Consider the following 23,823-nt stretch of genomic DNA (forward strand, 5'->3'; position numbering starts at 1 on the left):
ACCTCAAACACGTGTGGATTCGGCCAACGCGTCCACATAGAACCTTTGCAACCATTCCGCGTTGGCCTTGATGTCGAACCCCGCCTTGGTCACCTTGCCCGCGCCTTCCGTGCGATTGGTTCCGGCGTATTCGGCATACTGGTCCAGAATCCGTTTGGCCCATTCCGCAGGAGTGGCATTCAACCCGATAATCTGCACATTCCCCGTCACATCGCACTGTTCGGGCACACGATCGGAAATAGTGCACGGCAAGCCGGACGCCTGTGCCTCGATCATGGTCACCGGCAAGCCCTCATACAGGCTTGGCAAGATAAAGGAATCCATACCTTGCAACAGTCGGTTTACATCGCCGCGCACGCCAAGGAACCCCACGGCATCAGACAAGCCGAAATCGTCAACCTTGGCTTTAATTTGGTTTTTCAATGCGTCGTTCAGCTCTCCGCCGCCTACGAGCCACAGCACACTGTTCGGATGACGCTTATGCACCTCTGCGAAGATGTCAATCAGAAATGTATGGTTCTTTTGCGGGAAGAAACGCCCTACATGGCCGAGCACGAAAGTACCCGAATCGGTGACGCCAAACTCCTCACGCACCTGCGTTGCGATGGCAGCATCGTATCGGTAGGCCGACGTGTCGATGGCGTTACGTTGCTGAATCACCCTGTCACGGTTCTTCTCACCGTACAGCCAGTCTCCCGCTTCGGTTCCGCATGCAAACATGTGCGTCACATACTTCGGCAGACGCATACGGAAGTATTCTCGGAAAATGGATTTCAGATTGAAACCGACCGGGCGATTATGCGCATGTGCGATACGTACCGGAATGCCTTTTTCAGCCGCGATCCGTAACGGGAAGTAGCTACGTTCCTCAAGATTCGAATGAATGATCCGATATTCCGTGTGCTGCTCGAGGAAGTTGCGGAATTCACGCTTGTACCGTCCGAAATACTGCGGGTACATTGGGCACATGCGGTAGATGCGTCCGCCAAGCGCCTCGATTTCATCCTCGTATGCCGCACGGTAATCGCGGTTCACCAGAAAATCGTAGGTGACTTTGCTACGGTCGAAATGGCGCAGATAATTCATCATCATAGTTTCGGCGCCGCCACGATCCATCACCGTGTCAAGCACCAGCACCCGAAGCGGAGCATGCTCAGTCATGGCGGACCTCTTCTTTGAGCAGCTGCTGTTCCAAGCGGACCACGGTATTGGAAGGAATGTTCTCGGCTATCACGCATCCGGCGCCAATCACGCAGTTGTCTCCGATGGTGGCGCCTTTGAGAATCGTCACATTGCTGCCGATCCAGCAATGCTCGCCGATTACCACCGACGCCGTGGAATAGCCTTGGCCTTTGATGGCTTCCTTCTCGTCGGCAAAACGATGATTGTGATCGTACACACGTACGTTCTCCCCGAAAATCGTTTCGCTGCCGATCCTAACCTCCTTGATGGCATGCACCGCGCAATCGTTGTTGAAGAAAACATTGTCTCCGATGGTAATGGTGCCACCCATCTCGGCAGTCAACTGCAACCCCTTGCGGAAATGCAACGATTTGCCCCAGTGGACAGATTTGCCGTAGATAACCTTATAGAGAGACTTCAGCAGCACTCCGGTAAACCGGTACCACAGCTTCACCACTACCATCGGAGTCCCCTTACTATGCAGACATGAACCAGTTACGTAAGCCGTTGCTTACTTCTTGGAGCGAGCGGCACGTGACTTGGACTTCTTCCTAGAGGAGGAGCCGTCTTCGTGGTCTTCGTAGTAGTAATAGCTGGAACGGCCGGCGTTGTTCACAGAGACCATATTCAACACCACACCACGAATAGCGGTCTTGGACATGCGGAATTCCTTCACCACTTCACGCAATGCCTTCTTCTGTGCAACGCCCTGCCCCACGACCAACAGCAGTACACCACCCTGTTCCGCAAATACGGCTGCATCGTTGGCCACGGTCATAGGAGCAGTATCGATGATTACGTAGTCATAACGTTCAGCGGCCTGATCAATGAGCTGGCGCATGACATCAGACCCCAAAATAATGCCAGACGGTGTCTTCTGTTCTTCGGCAGGCAACACATGCAGGAAGGATTTCCAATATGGCTGGATGGCTTCTTTGGCGGAAACTTCGCCGGCCAGCAACGAAACCAGACCGACGCCACTGTTCATGCCCAAGGCCGGAGCCACGGAGGGATGACGCACATCAGCATCAATAAGCAGCACACTCTTGCCTTTTTCAGCGAACGAGACAGCCATGTTCACCGACACCGTCGTCTTACCCTCACGGGGGTTGGCGGAGGTAACGATGATAACGTTCGGCTGCTTCAAATCTTTCGGAGTGACAAAAGAGATGTTTGTAGTCAGACGACGGATTTCCTCTGCCGCACGTCCACGAGGCTTGGCAATAACAGCAGGAACGCCATCGGACACCGTGTGTGTTCTTGGCACGGAAGCGAGCATCGGATCACGAACGATGGACTGCACATCGGCAACATCATTAATGCCTTTATCGAACATCTCACGGATGACAGCACCCAACATCGCGATGATGGCACCCGCAACAATACCGATGGCAAGGTTCGCTTTCACGTTCGGAGAAGAAGCGGAGGTAGGTTCCACCGGGGCTTGGATAACAGCGAAGGAGACGTTAGTGCTGACGCCAGCCATCGCATCAGCTTGTTTTTTCAGCTGCTTCACCAGCTCATCGACAATACGCACGGTTTGTTTCGGATCGGAATCCGTAGCATAGATATAGATAATGGACGAAGCGTCGTTAGACACTGCCGAAACGTTGGGGCGCAAAGCTGATGGCGTGGTGTGGAGTCCCAGATTGTCTATGGTGGCTTGCAATACTTCATCGGACTGTACAAGATTCGGGTACAGGCTGGTCGGAGACGTCCCATTCGAATACTGCTGGTTCGAAGTAGCCGTATCTCCGCTGGACAATGCGGAACTATACTGTGCCAGTATCTCGGTGCTCGCCGTATACACCGGCGTGGTCGTGAATGTTTTTCCCGCGACAACGCCCACCACCGCGCAGAACAGCACAATTTCCACGATCCAGTGCTTCTTGATGGCTCTCAGCACGTCCGATATAGTCATGTTCCCTCTCATTCTCACACTGAAGCGGGCACTCCACCCCACTTGCCGAGAAACGCTCAGTCTTTCGTAGGCTATCTTACCGGCCACTCTGACAAGAACAGACCCCTATTTAAAAATCGGATAAACCCCCTCTCATACCAATTCAGCATGCACCCTTACGACCGAGTGCTGCACCGACGGTACCGAACGGCAGTGCCATGTTGCCCAGCACGGACCAGTTCCACACGTAACTCATATCCAACGCCTCGGACTCCGTAGTACTCAGATCGGAACGGCCAGACACCTGCCATGGACCGGTCATGAGAGATGACAGCAGAATTGCGATGGAAGAGATAACTAGGTTTAAACACGCGTTTAGCAATGGAGCCTTACCTGGACACGGTTCAATCCGGTAAGGCTCCATCACCAAAAAACGCCTCGTCTGTCAGATGATCAGACAGCGGAATCGAGCATCAGGCTTCTTCCGATTCGGACTTCTTGCGGCCGCGCTTCTTCATCACACCCGCTTTGGCGTCAGCCACGGAGAACATCGCCACACGCTCTTCCGGATAGAAGGTTCCCTGCATGGACTGGAACGTCACCTGTCCGTCCTGAGGCTCATCAAGCTTGAAATACTTCAACACGGAGTCGAGAACCATGACATCCTTGATGTTCACGGAGGCGGTCTGCTTGCCTTCCGGCTTGCTGAACTTCACGGCATTGGCATCGGACTGCTTGCATGGTTTGACGGCAAACTGCTTGGTCTTGTCGTTGATCAGCACCTTGACATACGCCGGATATCCGAGTGCGATCGCGGTCGCCTTGTTGAAACGCACCACATCCTTGGTAACCAACATGGAGAGCTTGCCACGCGGCGCAGTCATATTAACTTCCTCAAAACCCTGTAATACCGACATGCTTTACTCCTATTCGAAAACAGTTTTAAACAAATTTATTAATAAGTGTACTGCTTAATAACGGTAATTCAAATTCGAATAGGATTATTTTTTGAATTTAATATGATCCCGTTCCACGGAATACCACTAAAACTGTTTTCGCAAGAATGGCCAAATCGCCAGTAATGGACCAATTTTCGATATAGGAAACATCCAAATATTCACTTTGCTCCTGGGAAAGATCGGAGCGTCCGGAAACCTGCCACGGTCCGGTGATGCCGGGCTTGACCAACAGTCGCGCCGAATATAATGACCCGTACCGCGCCACTTCCTCAGGCAGTGCTGGGCGCGGCCCTACCAGCGACATGTCACCTTTCAAGACGTTGAAGAATTGCGGGAATTCATCCAGTGAGGTCTTTCGAATAAAATGACCGATTTTGGTAATGCGCGGATCGTCTTTCATCTTGAAAATAAAACGATCGGACTGGCCACTTTCCTCTGCGAGTTTCTTCTTCAACTCCTCGGCATTGGTAACCATGGAACGGAACTTATACATTTTGAATGGGCGGCCATGCAATCCGATACGCGTCTGTGAGAAGAACACCGGACCACCATCATCCAATTTGATGGCAATGGCCACACCCAACAGCAACGGAGAGAATACGATCAGCGCAAGCGCCGAGCAAACGATATCAAGTACGCGTTTGACCGCATACGCGGAGTTGGTGTATTGCGGCAGACTGGCCAGCAGCACGGGCTGTTCCGTGGTGTTACGCAGGTACAGGCGATGGCCGCTGATGTCGGCCAACGATACGGACAACGCCAATTCCATGCCCAAGGATTCGATGGCCAGGGACATGCCATGCAGCATTTCGGAATCGCGCGACAACACATCGGCTATGTACACCTCCTGAGCACCAAGGCTTTCGCAAGTGCGCGGAAATGCCGAATTGAACGGGATTACCTTGAGTTTGTCGGCACCGGGAATGTTGGGATCCGGTACGAATGAGGTGACCACGTAGGCGTCGGGTTCATGCAGATCCGCTTCGATCGGGCAGACTGCGATCGGTTCATAGCCCCAATTGGAATAGTCGGCCATGGTGCGCAGGGCGGTATTGATGCCGACGGATGATCCGACCAGCACGGTCTTGTATTTGCACCGTCCGTTCCGACGGTTGCGATGCAGGCTCATACGCATCTGCCAACGTTCAATCACCGCCAGAAAGAACGCGATGACCGGTGCTGTGATCAGTGCGGTACGGGGCAGGTCGAGATTGAGTGTGAACGACAGGCTGCAGTACAACAGGACGGTGAGCAGCGAAGCATTGATGATCTTCGCATACAGTTCATAACCATCCGCCATGAGATGTCGATGGTACGTGCCGGCAAGTGCCAGGCACAGCACCCAAATCAAGCTGAAGCAGAACAGGAACAGCCCGAACGGCATGGATCGTACGATGGTGACGTATGCTTCACCGTTGACCAGCAGGCTGATCAGCAGCGACAGCAGCATCACCGCGATGTCGAGGACGACCATGCAACTTACGAAAGCATATCGCCATCGTGGGCGCCGATCCGCGTTGCGTGCCCTCCGACTCCGCATACCACCCTTGTCTCCGGTCGGGAACGGCGTATTGGAGAAGGTCATTGGTTCGAAAGACGTGGAAGGTTGGCCGGAATATGCCTGATTCTGAGTTTTTGCATATGTCTGACGGTTCGTATGCGAGGAAATCATATGAATCTCCTGCGTACGGGCATGCTCGTCGAATTCGATTGCCTCACCCTGCATGGGCATACGGTCCTCTTCTCTTCGCCTCATTCATCGAACGGCTGATATCACAGTATCACATAGGTCCCCTGAAATCGGGTGCCTCAACGGTATACGGGTGCATCATCTAAGGAAACACAACAATCCTGCAAGAAAAATACCCCCCTGAAGTCGGTGGTGTGCGACTATGTATCGAGCAAAAAGGGAGGCAGTCGGAATTCATTCACCTTAATCCGAAGTGTCGGATTCAGAGGTGTCGTTGGACGTACCTGAGCTCGATGGTGTGGTGGGGCTTGGAGACGGATCCACAGGAGTCGTCGACGAACTACCGTCATCCTTCGGTGTTTCGGTGGCACTTTGCGAAGGCGATTCGGATTCGGTGGAGGCCGACGGTTCAGGTACGGTTGTGGTGGCGCCACGTCTGTAGGTGTTCGTGTTGCCGTTCGTATTGGTGTTGGCCTGGTTTTGCGCGTCAATGGAGGCGTTCACACTGTCGGAAGCGGAGGTTATGCCGCTGACGGCGTCCTGCATGGCCTTAGTGTCCGTGCTGTTGCCGTCAATCAGCGCCTGTGCGGTGTCGATGGCGTTTTCCAGCGCCACGCGTGTGGAATTGTCGGCCACCTTGTACAGGCTGCCATCCAGTAGCTTCTGCGCGGCATCGATGGCGTCCTGCAGATTCTTACGTGCTTGATCGATGGCGTCCTGCTTCGTTTTGGCCGCCTTGCTGTCAGCCACGGCCGTGGTCGCCGAAGTCAGCGCTTTGGTGGTCTCCTTGATGCCACTGATCTGTTTGCTCATTGAGCGGGCATGCTGACGTAGCACTGAATCGGACTGTGATGCTTCGCATCCGCCTATGGTCTTCACGTTTTGCGCTTTAATGATCGCATCGTTGAGCTTCGTCAACGTCTGCGCGTCCATCACTTGATTGGCGGTGGTGCTCTGCAATGCGGTCGCCTTCTTCAGTGCAGCGGCCATACTTGTATTGGCGGAATCGTACTTGTTTTTGGCTCGTTCGCATGTCGTGACGGCAGCGCGACGTTCCTGTGAGGTCTGACGATTATGCCATGTCAGAATCAGACCGATAATCACCGCCACCGTAATGATCGCCGCAATTACTCCTATGATGATCTTTTTGGCATTCGATGGCTGTTTAGGCAGGATTGGAACGAGTTTCAGCGGATCATGTTCAGGGTCGTTGGAAATGTCTTCGATGGAGCCAGCCGTCTTGGCTGCGGCATCTGCAGCGTTGTCGGAGGACGGCACATCGAACGCCAGCGGAATGGATGAATCCGCCAACGGCATGGTTTCAGCGACATCCGTGACCTTGGTAGTCACAACCGGAGTTTCGACGGCAGGTGCCGTGACGGTCGTCACAGGTGCGGCGTTCTCGGTCTCCGCGTCAAGTTCGGCTTTGCCCATGGAAGAGATGACCCGTCCACTCTCGGAAAGCGGCTCCTCAGTGGCGAATTCCGACTCGGAGAAGCTCAGCGGCGGAATATCCCAGAACGTATCGACGATATCACGGGAGCGGCTGGCCAACGCACCTTCAACAGGCTTGGAGTCATGCTCGTCGTTACCCATACATCCTCAATTCCGTATGCATCTGCCGATACCGGCTCTTAAGTCACTAGTTTATATTCCGTTGCTCACAATATGCCAGAACGCATATGAAAGGGCTCCCGCCAATCGACGGGAGCCGCAACAACGGCAATCAGTGCCTCTTGCCCTTATGGGTACTGCGAGGCGCCCCGTCTTCGTAATAGTAGTAATAATTCGAATGCGAGTGGACCTTCTTCGGGTCGGCGAAGTTGAAGATGAAGCCGAGCACCGGCACTTCAGCAGTATGAAGCGTATCGGCGACCTCCTGCAACTCCTTCTTCTCGCACACACCACGACCGGTGACGAGCACCAAGCCTTTGGCCCAACGACCGAATACGGCACCATCGTTGGATACGCTCAGCGGGGCGGTATCGATAACCACATAGTCATACTGGGTGAGTGCCTGCTCCACCATAAGCTTCATGGTTTCGGAACCCAGCAACACACCAGCATTGGCCGGGCGCTTACCCGCAGGCAGAATGTGCAAGCTCTGCTTCCAATAGTTCTGCACCACATCCTTCGGGGTCATCTGGCCGGAAAGCACGTGCGCCAGTCCGGCAGTGCCTTCGAGTCCAAGATGATGGGCCACGGATGGGTGACGTAGATCGGCGTCGATGAGCAGCACCTTCGCGCCATCTTCGGCCAGAGCGGCCGCAGTGTTGATGGCAGTGGTGGTCTTGCCTTCGGACGGCGACGTGGAGGTGATGACGATCAGTTGCCCGACGCCACTGGTCTTGTCGGTCTGCAGGAATTCGATATTCGTGTGGATGCGGCGGAATTCCTCGGCAATGGCACCGTTCGGCTGCGATACGATGACCGGACGCTTTTCGGTAAGAGATTCATCCTGCGGCACGGAGCCCAATGCGGACGAACCAACCACGCCACGCACGTCGGAAGCATCCTCGACCTTGGTGTTCAGCAAATCCTTGATCAGTGCGGCGAATACACCCACGATAATGCCCAAAACCACACCGACGGCAAGATACAGCGCGGTCTTCGGCGAACTCTTCGAGGTCGGCGTCTGGGCCTTCTGCACGATGGACATCTTCACCGGCGACTTGTCGGAGGTGGAGTACAAATCGTTCTGGATGACGTCCTGCAGGGATTCGGCCACCGCGTTGGCGATGTCGGCGGCCTGCTTCGGATCGCCGTCCACTGCTGAGATATTTACGAACGCCGTATTGGTGGGGTTGGTGACGGTCAGTTGACCGGCCAGTTCCGCAACGGTCTCATCAAGACCGAGCTCGTTGATAACGGGCTTGAGCACCTTTTCGGTGGTGGCCAGCGTCGGATATGAAGTGATCTGATTGGAAATATAGCTGCCGCCGGTGCTCTGTTGGCTGATGTCGGCGCCTTCCTGCGAGGCGTTATAGGTAGCCATGGTCTGAGCCGTCGCCGTGTATTTCGGCGGAGCCAGGAAGGTGTAGATGCTCACACCAGCGACTACCACCACGAATGCGATAATCGCAGTGACGATATGCTTACGAATGATTGTCAGCAGACCCATAAGGGTGATGCCGTTATCCGTCTCTTCAGATGCCCCTTGCGGCACGACAACCTGCTGAGCGTTAGTGTTCTCTGCAGAAATCACTGGATTCTCCATCTCATGTGTGCAAATCAAAAGCCTATTTTAGAATGTCCCCTCACAGGGGGTGAAGTCACCGCTTGTCGGTGTTGGGCACGAGCATGATCTCACCGTCGGCAATACCCTGCAAGTGCTGGCCGTACGGGCTTTTACCGTACCGTTCGGCAGATTCCACAAGCTGCCCACGACTAATCCACCCGTTCTCGTAGGCAATCTCCTCGACAATGGCGATTGGCAGGCCCTGCGCATGCTGCACGGTACGCACGAACTCACCCGCCTCGAACAGCGAATCCATCGTGCCCGTATCCAGCCACGCATACCCGCGGCCCAGCGTACGCACGTTCAACGCGCCCGCATCGAGATACATGCGGTTGAGGTCTGTAATCTCCAGTTCGCCACGCGGACTCGGCTTGACCTGCTTGGCGAAATCGACCACACGTTCGTCGTAGAAGTACAGGCCCGTCACCGCGTAATGCGATTTCGGCCTGGCCGGCTTCTCTTCGATCGAGATGGCCTTCTTGTTCTCGTCAAACTCAACTACGCCGTAACGTTCCGGATCGTCCACATAATAGCCGAATACACTTGCGCCCTCGCCGGACTCCGCCTTGCGTACCGCACCGCGCAGCGTGGCGCCCAAACCGTTGCCGTAGAAGATGTTGTCTCCCAGTACCAGCGCGCACGGTTCTCCGTCGATGAACTCTTCACCCAGCAGGAATGCCTGCGCCAGGCCATCCGGGCTGGGTTGCACCTTGTAGGAAAAGTTCACGCCATAATGCGAACCGTCGCCCAGCAGCTTTTCGAAGTTCGGCAGATCCTTCGGCGTGGAGATAATCAGGATGTCACGGATCCCGGCCATCATCAGCACGCTGAGCGGGTAGTAGATCATCGGCTTGTCATACACCGGCAGCAACTGCTTCGACGTGACCGTGGTCAACGGGTATAGACGGGTTCCGGATCCGCCCGCCAGAATGATGCCCTTCATTGACTTCTCCTTACCTATGGCGTCCCTTCGACGAAGGAGACGGGTTCAGTTCTTCAGTTCCTTGGTGACATATGCCTTCAGGGATTCTTCCCAATCCGGCACGTTCAGACCGGTCCGTTCAATCTTCGCGAGGTTCAGCGCCGAATTGGTCGGGCGCGGACTGACCGGGTTCTTCGCATTCGCGAAATACTGGTCGGTCGAAATCGGCTTGACCTTGTCGCCGTTGCCATTCGTTTCATCGAACACCGCCTTGGCAATGTCCGCCCAGGACTTCACCGCACCGGAACCGGTCAGGTTATACGTGCCATATTCGGCGTTCGTATCCAGCAGGTGGAAAATCGCCTCGGCCATATCTGTGGTGAAGGTGAGCCGGCCGTACTGATCGTCCACCACGGTCACCTCATTGAGCTGGTCGTTCGGGTCGGCCACGCGATCGGAGAGCATCATCATGGTCTTCACGAAGTTATGGCCTTCACCGATCACCCACGAGCTGCGTACGATATAGTGGCGAGGCACGTTCGCCACGGCGATGTCGCCGGCGGCCTTGGTCTGCCCGTACACACCCAACGGCGCGAACGCCTCGGTCTCGCTGTGCTCCTTCTCGACGCCGTCGAACACGTAGTCCGAGCTTACGTGCACGAGCGTGATGTTGTGTTCCTTGGCGATTCCGGCCAGCAGGGCCGGTCCTTGCGCGTTCGCCTTCCATGCGATGGGTCGGCCTTCGTCGGTTTCGGCCTTGTCCACGGCCGTGTAGGCACCGGCATTGATGATCGTACCGTACAGGCTCCAATCGAACTGGTCGTATTGGGTCGGGTCGGAGAAGTCGAACGTGTCGATGTCGTTGAATTCAAAGCCTTGCAGACCGTGGGTCTCCACGTAGTCGCGGATTGCGTGGCCGAGCTGGCCGTTGCAACCGGTCACCATCGTGCGACGCGGCGCCATGGGCTTGGCGTCCTTAAGCATTGGATGATGCAGGTCGGCTTCGCTTCGTTCGGATTCCTCAAGTGGGATCGGCCACGGAATGTTCAGTTCCGGGTCGGCGAGGTTCACGAAAGTGTAGGTCTTCTTCTGTTCCAGGCTCCAGTGCGCGTTCACCAGATACGTATACGCGGTGCCGTCTTCAAGGGCCTGAAAGCTGTTGCCTACGCCACGCGGCACGTAGATCGCCTTCGACGGATCCAATCGGGTCGTATACACCTGACCGAAGCTTTCGCCTGGGCGTAGGTCCACCCACGCACCGAAGATCTCGCCCGTCGCGATGGAGATGTACTTGTCCCACGGTTCGGCGTGGATGCCTCGCGTCACGCCCTTCTTCGCGTTGAAGCTAATGTTGTTCTGCACCGGTCCGAAATCCGGCAGGCCCAGTTCCAGCATCTTCGCTCGCTGCCAGTTCTCCTTGAACCAACCGCGATTGTCTCCATGCACAGGCAGATCAAACACCAGCAGGCCCGGAATGTTCGTCTCCGTGACCTTCAGTTCCTTCTCAAAATCCATATTTCCCATCTCTCCATCAGACCATTCGAATGCGGATACGACGGATTGGGCGATGAGGGACTCGAACCCCCGACACCCAATCCTTGCCAAGCCTCACTGACCTTGGGCCTTGTAGCGCGCTTCGGTCGCGGCCTTGGTCTTCTCCCACCACTGGCGGTTTTCGGTGTACCAATCGATCGTCTGTTTGAGTCCCGATTCAAAATCCGTGTGGGTCGGGGTCCAACCCAACTCCGTCTGCAGCTTCGTCGAATCGATCGCATAACGACGGTCGTGGCCCGGGCGGTCCTTCACCCAATCGAACGCATCCTCACTCTGCCCCATCATCTTCAGGATCATGCGCAACACGGTGATGTTGTTCTTTTCGCCGTTCGCACCGATCAGATACGTTTCGCCAATACGGCCCTTGGTCAGAATCGTCCACACGCCGGAGGAATGGTCTTCGGTGTGGATCCAGTCGCGCACGTTCTCACCCTTGCCGTACAGCTTCGGGCGAATGCCTTCCAAAATGTTCGTAATCTGACGCGGAATGAACTTCTCAACATGCTGGTATGGACCATAGTTGTTCGAGCAGTTCGAAATGGTCGTGCGCAGTCCGTACGTGCGAGTCCATGCACGCACCAGCAGGTCGGATGCCGCCTTCGTCGACGAATACGGCGAACTCGGATGGTATGGGGTGGACTCGGTGAACTTCGCCGGATCATCCAGCGCCAGATCGCCGTACACCTCGTCGGTGCTCACGTGATGGTAGCGGATGCCATACTTACGTACTGCTTCGAGCAGACGGAACGTGCCCTCCACATTGGTGTGCAGGAACGGCTCGGGATCGGCGATGGAGTTGTCGTTGTGCGATTCCGCCGCATAATGCACGATTGCGTCGTGCCCCGGCACGATGCGATCCAGCAGATCCGCATCGCAGATATCTCCTACGACCAGCTCCACGCGGTCTTCCGGAAGTCCGGCGATGTTCTCAGGATTGCCTGCATACGTCAGCTTGTCCAATACGGTGACATGCACATCCGGATGATTATTGACCACGTAATGTACGAAGTTCGATCCGATGAAGCCGCAGCCACCGGTCACGATGATGTTCCTAGGGGTAAAGGTCTCTTCTGTCATGCCCCCGATTTTACAGCGTCCTATTCCCACACCACCCTACCGTACTTTTTTCAACAACGTGATATTTCGCGCAAACCATCAAAAGCGATATTTCATTCCACCCAAACGTATTCTCATAAGAGAAATAGCCAGATAATGATACGAAATGAAGTTCTCACCCTAATCTAAATTGCTCCATCACCACTCCACTCTCAAAAACGTTTATTTTCCTGAAAAAAATAGAAATATAAACCCCCGTAATTATCCCCCGTCAACCATCTTTTGATATACTTAATTCAAGTACAGCGCTGTGCTTGCCTTTTCATTCTCTCGCTTTTGCGAGCACATTACCATCAATTCGACGCACGAATTTGATTCATGAATTCATATTTTCGTGCGCCATACAGAAAGAATAATCATGCAACAATTAATCGCCAATAATCGTATGTTTTTCATGTTCATGATGCTGTGTTGCACCCTTGCGCTGTTTCCTGGCCATACGGCTGCCGCATGGGCCGACGCTCCTCCATCAGCCGTGGCACAGGTCGGCGGCAACACATATGCCAGCCTGCAGGCGGCAATCCAACATGTCGGCAACGGCGACTCGACCATCACATTGCTTACGGACGTCACCGAAAGCATCGATTTCACGCTTCCCGATGATGCCGATACCGCAATTCTGAATCTCGACGGGCATACGCTTGCGGCAAGCGGTGGCCCCGCAATCAGCATTCCCGCCGATACCACGCTAACCATAACCGGCTCCGGCACCGTCGCCGGAGGCACCGAGTCGGCCATACTGTGCTGGGGCACGCTGATCGTCGAGAACGGTACGTTCACGTCCAGCCATACACTGATGCAATTCGGCGAAGACAGCGAAGGTACGGCGGAAGCTTACTTGGAGCACGGCACGTTCAGTGCGCCCACGATTGTCGAACGCGTCGGTGCTGCCGATTATCTCGGATACGTACAAATCGGCGGCGGCATGTTTCACGGAACGTTTCCCGCAGGATTGGATACGCTGGAGATACTGCACGGATCGTTTTCCGACGTATCGAACCTAACCTCATATCTGCAACTTGCCACTGGTCTGGCTCAGGCAGAGAACGGCATGTACGAAACCACTGCATTGCGAATCATCAGCGATATTCCGCAACTCGAGCTGACCGCGAGCGCGGATACGCCCGAGTTCACCGCCTCCAGCTTGCTTGAACAGACCGGTACGAGATTGAATGCACTGGCTGATTACCGACTTGATGTCGATGAGGTTCAGCTTGCGGCGCTTAATAAGCAGATCGGCTTGGCTGCGCAAGCGGTGCAAGGCGGTACCGCATTCGCCGGAGCGAATCAGGATGTCGACATCACCGCAGCACGCATCACCTCCGAAAAGATGCAGTCGCGCACCGCAACGGAAGACCATATCGCCGCCAAGGTGAATGTGATTATCAAGCCGGTTGAAGTACCAGCTCAACCTGAGGAACCCAAGGAGCCAACGACTCCCCCAGCCGAACCCAGTGAAACCCCTAGGGAGACGCCCGCAGCTCCATCTCAACAATCCATCAGCCGCAGCATGCCGAAAACCGGCATCGTCACGCTCCCGATGATCTTTGCGGCCGCGCTTCTTTTGTCCGCAACCGCAATCGTCGCTGTCATCCGAGCTCCCATTTCCCGCCGAAAGCTGAGATGATACAGCCGAACGGCCGGTCAGCAGTATGCATTATGCATACGCCGCCGGCCGTCGGCGCTTCCCAACTACGCATGAGAGGTGGAGGCGCCGGCGTTACCATCGAATTCCACAAGGCATGTCCTCATCGGACACACCCCATTTTAGGAAAAATTCCGGTAAAAAAGCCAACATAACGGCCGTTATCGGCTAATTTTCACTTTATCTAAAAGACTGATGAAAAAAATTCTACAAACTGTAGTTTTTGCCGAAAATCATTGTGTTTAGAGATGTTCGATGGAATCATTCGTTGTAGTCTCGTCCGGGAAAACCGGAACCAGATTCACCCGTCTATAGGGGAAACCATAATGGACATAGTTTACTGAGAGAAGTGCAGTCAGGTCTGGATAGCCTTTGGAGACAAGGGGTTTGGCGCTTTTCTGAGTATGAAGCAGAGGTCGAAAGGGTTACTGTATGCCGAGCAGCGCCGATAACGGCCGCTATGTAGAGACATCAGACGGCGTTCAACATGTGTTCGTTGTGGGATCAAAGGGCATCCCGGGTAACTATGGAGGATACGAGACCTTTGTGGATCGGCTGACCGAATACCATCAAAGCGTCCCCCTGCTGAAGTATCACGTGGCCTGCAAGGCCAAGGACTCCAAGACCTTCGAATACCACAACGCCGACTGCTTCAACGTGAAGGTACCTGATATTGGCCCGGCGCAAGCCATCTATTATGACGTGGCCGCACTGCAGCATTGCGTCAACTACATCCGCGCGAATCGCATCCCGCATCCGATTGTTTATGTTCTCGCATGCCGCATCGGACCGTTCGCAGCCCACTTCCATCGCGTGATCCGCAAGCTCGGTGGCAAGCTGTACATCAACCCGGACGGCCACGAGTGGATGCGCGCCAAGTGGAGCGCACCGGTACGCAGGTATTGGAAGATCTCCGAACAACTCATGGCCAAGCACTGCGACCTGCTGATCTGTGACAGCAAGAACATCGAGAAGTACATCCACGACGAGTACGGCAAGTACAATCCGAAAACCACGTTCATCGCATACGGCGCCGAGACCCGCAAGAGCTCACTGGCGGACGATGACCCGAAACTGCTTGGCTGGTATACGGAGAAAGGCCTCAGCCCGAAGGGCTACTACCTGGTGGTCGGACGTTTCGTGCCGGAAAACAACTACGAGACCATGATCCGCGAGTTCATGCAAAGCGGGTCCGAGCGCGACTTCGCGCTCATCACCAATGTGAGCGACAGGTTCCTGGAGGAGCTCAAGGAGAAGACCCGTTTCGACCGGGATCCGCGCATCAAGTTCGTGGGCACCGTATACGACCAGGAACTCCTCATGAAGATCCGCGAGAACGCGTACGCATACTTCCACGGCCATGAGGTCGGCGGCACCAACCCGAGCCTGCTCGAGGCGCTCGGCTCCACGGACCTGAACCTGCTGTTGAACGTCGGCTTCAACCGCGAGGTTGCCGAGGATTCCGCCCTCTATTGGAGCAAGCAGCTGGGCGATCTGGCCGGGCTGATCGACCGCGCCGACCGCATGAGCGCTGCGGAGATCACCGAGCTGGGCAGACTCTCCACGCAACGCATCCGGAACGCCTACAGCTGGCAACACATCGCAGACGAATACGAACAGGTATTCGTCAATGGCATGGAGGAATAACAATTTGAGACAAATCCGCTATTGATTGACGCACTTCCATGCTTGATAAACAAATAGTTATCTTCCGAACTAGTGAACAGGTATTATATGTCTAGCGTTGCCATAATGTTGGCTACTTACAATGGTGCCAAATATCTCGAAGAACAAATCGAATCGATTGTTTCTCAAACATTCGAAGACTGGACCCTCTATATTCGAGATGACAATTCAATCGATGCTACAGCAAGCATCATTAAACGTTATACAGAAAAGTACCCAGATAGAATCGTCAATATCGATGATAAAAAATTAAGAGGAGGTAGCTCAAAAGCAAATTTTGCTTCGATTCAAAAATGGGTCACCATACACAATCCTCATCGCTACTATATGTTTTCCGACCAAGATGACTACTGGAAGCCCGAGAAAATAGAGCTTACTCTCGCAACAATGCAAAAGACGGAAGCGATTTTTGACGGACCAATTCTAGTTCATACAGATCTAGAGGTTGTAGATGAAAATCTAAAGACTCTTGGCGACTCTTTTTTTGCCTATAGAGCATTGAACCCTGATGTCACAGATTTACCACATCTCCTCGTACAAAATAACGTTACTGGATGTACGATGTGTTGGAATTCCAAGCTCAATGAGTTGCTTGATCTTGCTGATCCTGCGGTCGCGATGCACGATTGGTGGATTACTCTTGTCGCAGCTACTCTAGGAAAAATCGTCCACGTCTCAGAAACAACGATTAAGTATCGTCAGCACGGAGACAATGTTGTAGGCGCCACCAAAGTCAATACCCTAGGTTTTATTTTGAAGAGACTTTCCGGCAGTGCTCACGTACGACAAACCCTGAAAATGGCGCATTCCCAAGCCGCTGCTTTTAGAAGAAAATACCAAGAAGCACTCTCACAAGTTCAAATTAAAACCTTGGATAAATTCATCGCTTTACCTTCGATGCATAAGGTATCTCGCGTCAGCAGGGTAATTGAAGGAAGATTCCTCAAACAGGGAATAATCCAAATAATCGGCGAGCTGATATATGTCTAGTCGTATACACACTAAGCAAATTCAGAAGGTTTTTATCTATAATGATAAGATATTATTCCTACTTGGACTACTTTCAAGTTTTGTAATCCTGCAGGTCGGCGGAATATCTATTTTTCTTTTAATGACCTACGGCTTGCTTGCATGCGGATTCATTACCGGAATAGTCAGGATTGACACTAGGTCCAATTTCCTACCATTTTTGGCTGTTGCGACGATTTCCGCCATCATATCGTTATTTTTAGGATTATCTGACGGATATATTCTAAACAATATTAAAGGATTAATCAATTATTATGCAATTTTTGTACTGGCAACCTCTATCACATCTGGTAGATCGGACGGTTCTTACATCCACTCTTTACTGGATGGGTTGAAATGGTCTTGCAGGATACAAGTCTTATGGATAATTATTCAAACTTTTTCCTGGAATTTCTTAAAGATCGATATTAACAAGTTAATCTTTGTTGATATATTCAAAATTGTCGAAAAAGCATCTCAATTTAAGGGTACGGGGTATGTACCCACAGGCCTTTGCTGGAATGCAGGAGGAATCGCGCCTATCATATTTCTAGGTTTTTTCTTAGAAGATAAATTAATCACAAAGCTCGCAGTTGTTATCGGCGCAGTTCTAACGCAAAGTGCAACTCTGACCATCGGAATAACATTGTGCGTCACATTCATGATGCTACAGTATGCCCGTAATTTGGAATCATTAATCAATAAACGTAAAAAGATAACTTCAATTCTATTCGGACTTTTACTGTTCTTAGCATTTGTCGTCTTCTTATATCAGTCGTCAGCATTTATAAGTCAGCAGGTCAACAGACTCTGGGATGTATTCTCATATCGCATATCAGGTTTATTGAATGAGACATCCTCACTGGACTCGAGTACTTCTGCCCATCTAGGCTACTTCACCAATCTTTCCAAGGTTCTACTTTTCGGTTCCATTATTACTTTTCTCTTCGGATACGGTATTAACACGTCAGGATTCCCTTACTCCGCAGTCACTGGACAGTACTCTGGCCAAATTTGGATTGTAGAGTGTGATTTCGTTAACATACTCTTAAATTTCGGAGCAATAGGATTGATTCTCTTTTATCTATGGTTCATCAAAGGAATCGATAATCTCAGAATAAACAATTCAAAAATCACGGTTGCTTTTATCATTATAGCCTTGATGGGGGCCACATATAACCTGCAATATATATGGTTGGTCTTCGTTGAGCTCTTACTCTTCTCTCACAAATTCTCAACAACAAATAACGCTCTACAAAAACATATGAGCAACAACACCTAATTATATACGACGAAATTAACGCAAAAAGGAGTTACCGAATGAATAAAAACGTTATCCGTATCGTTCTATGCGGTTTGAGCTTCAGTTCCCCTAATCTTGGATGCAGCGCTCTGGCATATGCTTTCCGTGAACTGCTACTGGAGATGTTTGAGGGTAGCGGAACACAACTCAAACTCGCCGTTCTATCGAATGTTGATTGTGCTGACTATGTTGCCGTCAAAAAAAGCTGGGTAACCGAAGAAGTAATCAGATACTCATTCAAAAATCTAGCCTCAATGAAACTAGCAAGACAAAAGATCGCGCACAGTGATGTGGTCATTGATTTCACGGAAGGAGACAGCTTCTCGGACATCTACGGGCTCAAGAGATTCGCTCTAACCTCATTCTTCAAGGTCGTGGCCATCAGAAAAACAGGATGCCTTGTCTTGGGTCCACAAACATACGGCCCATTCAACAGTGGGCTGGTCAAAAGGATCGCCCGATGGCTCATAGTATCGGCGGATAGAGTTTATGCGCGCGATAAGAAATCCGCAAGATTGGTCAAAGACATGACCGGCACGGACGTAATTACCACGACAGATGTGGCTTTTGCCCTGCCAAAAGATCAAATGCAGCTTAAGGACCATGGCCCGCGCTTCGGCCTAAATGTATCGGGATTGCTTTGGACTGGCGGATATACGGAGTCCAACCAATTCGGTCTGACGGTTAACTACCGTGAGTACATCAAGCAGATCATTCCCGAAATCACCAAGCGGGGCTATACCGTTCACCTCATCCCGCACGTGGTGGGCAGCCTGTATCCGGAGTGCGACTCCCCCATATGCAAAGAACTGTCAGAACAGTATGAGCATTGCATCCTAGCACCGGACTTCAAATCACCGATGCAGGCAAAAGGCTATATCTCCAACATGGACGTTTTTTCCGGTGCAAGAATGCATGCCACAGTCGGTGCATTCTCTTCCGGAGTGGCGACCCTGCCCTTCTCGTACAGTCCAAAATTCGAGGGGCTGTATGAGTCAATCGGATATCCTTTCTCAATCAATGGCAGAAAGCTGTCCACAGAAGAAGCCATCAAGGTGACGCTGCAATATCTCGACAACCCCTCGGAATTGCGCGAGGCACAACGTTTCGCTCTCGACAAGGCGAAACAGAATCTTGACGCGTTCTCCACCGACCTCAAAACCTGGCTGGATCACTCCGTATTAGCCGCCGACTCAGGGCGTTAGATTGGGAATCGCATGATCAAACAAGTCGGTAAAGCCGCCCTACGATTGTCACGCGCCTGCTCTGCGTTTGTCCAAACGCTTAAAGCAGGCGGAGTCAACACCATCGCGCTCAATCAAATCCAAAATCATGATGCCTTATCGGGAAAACGCATTGTCATCACCGGAGGAGGATCAGGCATCGGATTCGCCATTGCGAAGCAGTGCGTCGAATCAGGTGCGACAGTTCTCATCACAGGCCGGAACGAGAAGAAACTCAAGACGGCCGCAGCGAAGTTGGATGAAAAACGGATGCGCTATCTCGTATGGGACATAGCCGACTCCTCACAAGCCGACGCCAAAGTCGCGCAGTGCGTCGATCTGCTCGATGGACATGTTGACGCAGTCATCAATAATGCCGGCATGCAACCGCATGAGTTCTTTCCGAACGTAAGTGTCGATGAATGGAATCGGATATACGAGACCAACAGCCGCGGTACGTTCTTCGTCTCTCAGGCTTTTTGCAAACATTGGATGGAACACCCTTCACATTCCTACCGTCATCTCGTCAATATCTCTTCACAGGGAGGATTCGTCGGCGCCATCTACCCTTATCGCATGTCCAAATGGGACATACGCGGCCTGACGGTAGGACTCGGTCTTCAGATGGCCCCTTATGGCGTGCTTGTGAATGGCGTTGCGCCAGGCGTGGTGAAAACCGCAATGCAAGGCTTTGCCATGAAGCAGGGCGATAACGGCTACTGTAATCAGAACCCGCTCGGGCGGGTGGCGCTTCCCGAAGAGATTGCGCAATTCGTTGTATTCATGTTGAGCGGCGCCTGCAATTTTATGGTGGGGCAAACCGTTGTGCTTGACGGCGGCTATTCGCTGAAAAACTGATTCTTTTAGGAACAATTGGAGAACGCTATGCCAAATAACATGGAAAACATCAGCATCGTAACACGTCTACTGAAAGCAAACGGAATCAACCACGTGGTCATCAGTCCCGGAGGAACCAACATCGCCTTCATCAAGGCCTTGCAGAACGATCCGTTCTTCACCTGTCATTCCGTTGTCGATGAACGGAGTGCAGCATACTTTGCCATTGGCATCTATCTTCAGACCGGCATCCCGGTCGCCTTGTGCTGCACCAGCGCCCAAGCAACGCGAAATTATGTTCCGGGGCTCACCGAAGCCTACTACAAACGCGTTCCGCTGTTTGTCATCTCCATGCAAAAACATCCTCGTTTCACCTATCAGGAATACATGCAGGCACCCGATCAAGGGTCATTGCCCGCCGACAGCGTCAAGAAATCATTTACGCTACCGTATATTTCTGATGTCAACGATGTCTATCACAGCATTCGAATGGCTAATCAGGCCATCCAAGAGCTTACTCACAATGGGTTTGGACCGGTTCAATTGTGTGTTCCGTGGCTTGACTTTCCCTTAGGAAACGAGGAGCCGATCCTGCGATGCGTGCAAAGGCACGGAACGGAAGACCGCTGGAATCTGCCGCTGAAGGGGAAAAAAGTGATGGTCGTCATTGGCGAGCATCGTCCTTTCAACGCACGCACACACAAGCTCATCAACGATTTCTGCGAGCGCTGGGGAGCAGTCGTATACGCGAATCTGTTGTCGAACTTCCATTCTCCATACTGTGTCGCCACGAACATGCTGATGTCTTCGCTGAGCATGGAGACATTCGGCCAAATGGCGCCGGATATCATGATTACCATTGGTGGCCAGACCGGCGACTACCCGTTGTACAGAATGATTTCAAAACCGGAGTTCGCCTCCATTGAGCATTGGCGTATCGCCGAAGATGGCAACGTCGTTGACACATACGACAAGCTTACCGAGGTGTTCCAGTGTTCCGAAGATTTCTTCTTCGAAAGGGCATGCTCTGTCGAGGATGATCAGGCTCGTAACGACGATGCGTATATCGATCAGTGGCGTGGTCTGCTTTCGAACGTTACGACTCGTGTTCAGGTGCCATTTTCGAATGCCGCCATCGCGCAATACATGTCATCGCGTATTCCTGTACAAAGCACCATCCAGCTTTCGATCCTCAATAGCCTGCGCGTATGGGAACTTTTTACGTTCGATGATTCCATAACGTTTTTCTCGAATGTGGGAGCATTTGGCATCGATGGCGGCATGTCCACGCTTATCGGCCAGAGCTTTGCAACGGAGGATCTGTGCATTATGGTCACCGGCGATTTGGCATTCCTGTATGACATCAACTCTCTGTCGATCAGGGGCGTGAAACCCAATGTCAGAATACTGTTGATCAACAATAATGGCGGATTCGAGTTCAAATTAGGCGTTGGCCATGACGAGGATGTGGATCGTTACATCGCAGCCGGCGGACATTTCAAGACCGCCTCAGGTTGGGCTAGCGACTGTGGATTCACCTATATGAGCGCTTCATCGATGGATGAATTCGAACAACTGAGCGAAGCGTTCCTCGCAGATTCCTCCAAACCCGTTGTTTTGGAGGTGTTCGTGTCTGACGACAATGAGAACGAAGCATATCAGAGATTGATTGAGGCGAATCAGATGCTTTCTTTTTCTGAATCGGTAAAGAAGCGTATGAAGCAATCAATCAAACGAGTGATCGGTGCCGGGAACGCACGTCAGGCCGCTTCGTTATTCACCGGACGGAAATAAGGCATTGAACGAGTAACTCGCAATGTCGGATGATCGTGACGCATGACCAAGAAGCGAAGCATGCATGCCTTCGAGTGTTCTGACGCAATACGTCGACGAATGTTATTGGCTTAATTGACGTTTTATCTGAAATGGCAAGGCTTTAGGATGGGCAAGTACAGACGGCTGGTTCTCAATACCGTTTTATTCGCGATCAATGCCGTGGCGACAAAACTGATTACTTTTTTCCTGGTTCCCCTATACACCTACTACATGAGTGCCGGGGAATACGGTCTTACCGACATGTCCCTCACGGTCATCAACCTTGCAATGCCTCTTGCGACATTCTCCATCGCGGAGGCAGCGGTTCGTTTTATTGTGGGTGACCAAGATAAAAAGGATGAATATGTTGCGATATCGATTTCGATAACGCTTCTCTCCGTAGTGCTGGTAACGCTTTTCTCTCCGATTCTTGACTTGGATGCTTTTGGCGGCCTCGGTAATTACACAGCATGGTTCATCCTTGCCTATGCGACCAGCGCGATTATGAATCTTTGCGGCGAAGTCGCCCGAGGCATGGGTGAGGTGAAACTCATTCCAATATGTGCCGGGGTTTCCTCTGTCACCACGCTTGTTCTTGCTTGTATTTCCATCGGGCAACTGGGGATGGGCATCACCGGATACTTTATTTCGGTATCAGTCGGCCCAATGCTTGCAATCATGCTCTACATGAGTTTTGGAGGGCTGGCAAAGGCCTTCCTGAGCGGAGCCAGGCGTATGACGAAACTCGCCGTGAACGATTCATGGAAGATCATTCGTCCTATGCTCATCTATGCGCTCCCGTTGATTCCCAACAATCTCTTTTGGTGGTTGAGCTCGGGCATCAATCGACTGTTCATTACCGGAATGCTGGGCATTGCAGCATCGGGCATGTTCGCTGCCGCTTCTAAAATTCCTGGTCTTCTCAACACTGCCTACATGGTGTTTCAGCAAGCATGGCAATTATCCGCATATCAAGAATCCGGCAGCAAAGGACTTGGAAAATTCTTCTCTTCAGTATTCTGCGCCCTGCAAGCCGCACTTACCGTGATGTGCGCGTTGCTATCGCTTTTCGCGCCTTTCATAGCATCCATCATGCTGCAGGGAGAAACCTATGCTGCATGGCCGATGATCAGCATCCTACTGATTTCCAATCTCTTCAGTGTGTTCGCGTCGTTCTATGGAACGGTCTATTCGACCACAATGCACACCTCCTTTGTCATGAAAACCACGATGTTCGGGGCAATTGCGTGCGTAGTTCTAACTCCTCTCCTCATTCCCGTATTAGGAACAACGGGAGCGTGCATCGCCTCTGCCTTAGGGCAGATGCTGGTGTTCATGATGCGAGTCGTTGATGCCGGACGATATATCCGGATTACAGTTGGATGGCGCTATCTGGCACCCACTCTCGCGCTGCTCGTCTTTCAGGCATCGGCAATATCTTGGCAGATTACCGGCTGGAATATCGTTTCTTGCGTATGTACGGTATTGGTAACAGCAATTCAGATAACCCACGTTGCCACTAGCCTTCCTCAAATCAGAGCGATCCGCGGGAATAAGACGCGGGCATAATTTCGGCAGCACCCGCCTCTCGATCTTCGTCGACACTGTATCCGACATCTCAGTGCCGGGTGCAGCCCTGATCCGACCATAACCGGAACACGTTTGAACACGTCATCCATCGACGAATCAGTCCGGCTCTCGCAAACAACAAGCAACGAACTATCGAATGTTTGGATAATCAAACA

18 protein-coding genes are annotated in these 23,823 nt (G+C 52.4%); 8 read left to right on the forward strand and 10 right to left on the reverse strand.

The window, feature by feature from the left end; translation table 11 throughout:
• Positions 1–3: 3 nt before the first annotated feature.
• From BBDE_RS08900 to rfbB, 10 genes are all read right to left on the reverse strand, one after another.
• Positions 4–1,161 (reverse strand): glycosyltransferase family 1 protein, encoded by a 1,158-nt coding sequence (locus BBDE_RS08900; RefSeq protein WP_003838898.1) that lies wholly within the window; start codon positions 1,159–1,161, stop codon positions 4–6.
• Complete coding sequence (locus tag BBDE_RS08905) at positions 1,154–1,645, reverse strand: acyltransferase (RefSeq protein ID WP_003841039.1); 492 nt, start codon at positions 1,643–1,645, stop codon at positions 1,154–1,156. The genes BBDE_RS08900 and BBDE_RS08905 overlap by 8 nt, the downstream gene beginning before the upstream one ends.
• A gap of 48 nt (positions 1,646–1,693) precedes the next feature.
• Positions 1,694–3,103 carry a polysaccharide biosynthesis tyrosine autokinase gene (locus BBDE_RS08910; protein WP_012902475.1) on the reverse strand — a complete coding sequence of 470 codons (1,410 nt, stop codon included), beginning with the start codon at positions 3,101–3,103 and terminating at the stop codon, positions 1,694–1,696.
• Positions 3,104–3,555: 452 nt separating this feature from the next.
• Positions 3,556–3,966 carry a hypothetical protein gene (locus tag BBDE_RS08915; RefSeq protein WP_012902477.1) on the reverse strand — a complete coding sequence of 137 codons (411 nt, stop codon included), beginning with the start codon at positions 3,964–3,966 and terminating at the stop codon, positions 3,556–3,558.
• Positions 3,967–4,096: 130 nt separating this feature from the next.
• On the reverse strand, positions 4,097–5,773 hold the full coding sequence (locus tag BBDE_RS08920; RefSeq protein ID WP_003838887.1) for a sugar transferase: 1,677 nt from the start codon (positions 5,771–5,773) through the stop codon (positions 4,097–4,099).
• Positions 5,774–5,974: 201 nt separating this feature from the next.
• Positions 5,975–7,327, reverse strand: coding sequence for an FIVAR domain-containing protein (locus BBDE_RS08925; RefSeq protein WP_003838885.1), 1,353 nt, complete (start codon positions 7,325–7,327; stop codon positions 5,975–5,977).
• 130 nt (positions 7,328–7,457) lie between these two features.
• A complete protein-coding gene (locus tag BBDE_RS08930) occupies positions 7,458–8,948 on the reverse strand; it encodes a polysaccharide biosynthesis tyrosine autokinase (protein WP_003838883.1) in 1,491 nt (496 codons plus the stop codon).
• A 55-nt stretch (positions 8,949–9,003) separates the two neighbouring features.
• Entirely contained in the window at positions 9,004–9,912 is a 909-nt protein-coding gene (gene rfbA / locus BBDE_RS08935) for a glucose-1-phosphate thymidylyltransferase RfbA (protein WP_003838881.1), read from the reverse strand.
• Between the two features lie 45 nt (positions 9,913–9,957).
• Positions 9,958–11,406 carry a sugar nucleotide-binding protein gene (locus tag BBDE_RS08940; protein ID WP_033489397.1) on the reverse strand — a complete coding sequence of 483 codons (1,449 nt, stop codon included), beginning with the start codon at positions 11,404–11,406 and terminating at the stop codon, positions 9,958–9,960.
• Positions 11,407–11,499: 93 nt separating this feature from the next.
• The gene (gene rfbB, locus BBDE_RS08945; RefSeq protein WP_003836804.1) at positions 11,500–12,522 is read right to left on the reverse strand and encodes a dTDP-glucose 4,6-dehydratase; all 1,023 of its coding nucleotides are present in this window, start codon (positions 12,520–12,522) and stop codon (positions 11,500–11,502) included.
• Positions 12,523–12,919: 397 nt separating this feature from the next.
• Between rfbB and BBDE_RS08950 the strand changes: the two genes are divergently transcribed.
• The 8 genes from BBDE_RS08950 to BBDE_RS08985 all read left to right on the forward strand — a co-directional run bounded on the left by BBDE_RS08950 (position 12,920) and on the right by BBDE_RS08985 (position 23,647).
• The gene (locus tag BBDE_RS08950; protein ID WP_003836803.1) at positions 12,920–14,188 is read left to right on the forward strand and encodes a hypothetical protein; all 1,269 of its coding nucleotides are present in this window, start codon (positions 12,920–12,922) and stop codon (positions 14,186–14,188) included.
• A gap of 450 nt (positions 14,189–14,638) precedes the next feature.
• Positions 14,639–15,853, forward strand: a complete 1,215-nt coding sequence (gene cps2T, locus BBDE_RS08955) for a beta 1-4 rhamnosyltransferase Cps2T (RefSeq protein ID WP_003836799.1) — start codon at positions 14,639–14,641, stop codon at positions 15,851–15,853.
• A gap of 87 nt (positions 15,854–15,940) precedes the next feature.
• A complete protein-coding gene (locus tag BBDE_RS08960; RefSeq protein ID WP_003836797.1) occupies positions 15,941–16,882 on the forward strand; it encodes a glycosyltransferase family 2 protein in 942 nt (313 codons plus the stop codon).
• The gene (locus tag BBDE_RS08965; RefSeq protein WP_003838872.1) at positions 16,875–18,182 is read left to right on the forward strand and encodes a hypothetical protein; all 1,308 of its coding nucleotides are present in this window, start codon (positions 16,875–16,877) and stop codon (positions 18,180–18,182) included. The genes BBDE_RS08960 and BBDE_RS08965 overlap by 8 nt, the downstream gene beginning before the upstream one ends.
• A 38-nt stretch (positions 18,183–18,220) precedes the next feature.
• Complete coding sequence (locus BBDE_RS08970) at positions 18,221–19,408, forward strand: polysaccharide pyruvyl transferase family protein (RefSeq protein WP_003838870.1); 1,188 nt, start codon at positions 18,221–18,223, stop codon at positions 19,406–19,408.
• Positions 19,409–19,420: 12 nt separating this feature from the next.
• Complete coding sequence (locus BBDE_RS08975) at positions 19,421–20,284, forward strand: SDR family NAD(P)-dependent oxidoreductase (RefSeq protein ID WP_003838868.1); 864 nt, start codon at positions 19,421–19,423, stop codon at positions 20,282–20,284.
• 27 nt (positions 20,285–20,311) lie between these two features.
• Positions 20,312–22,057, forward strand: a complete 1,746-nt coding sequence (locus BBDE_RS08980; RefSeq protein ID WP_012902481.1) for a thiamine pyrophosphate-binding protein — start codon at positions 20,312–20,314, stop codon at positions 22,055–22,057.
• A gap of 147 nt (positions 22,058–22,204) precedes the next feature.
• Positions 22,205–23,647, forward strand: a complete 1,443-nt coding sequence (locus tag BBDE_RS08985) for a lipopolysaccharide biosynthesis protein (protein WP_003838864.1) — start codon at positions 22,205–22,207, stop codon at positions 23,645–23,647.
• The last annotated feature ends 176 nt before the right edge of the window (positions 23,648–23,823 follow it).

This window comes from Bifidobacterium dentium JCM 1195 = DSM 20436 (assembly GCF_001042595.1).
Classification (GTDB): domain Bacteria; phylum Actinomycetota; class Actinomycetes; order Actinomycetales; family Bifidobacteriaceae; genus Bifidobacterium; species Bifidobacterium dentium.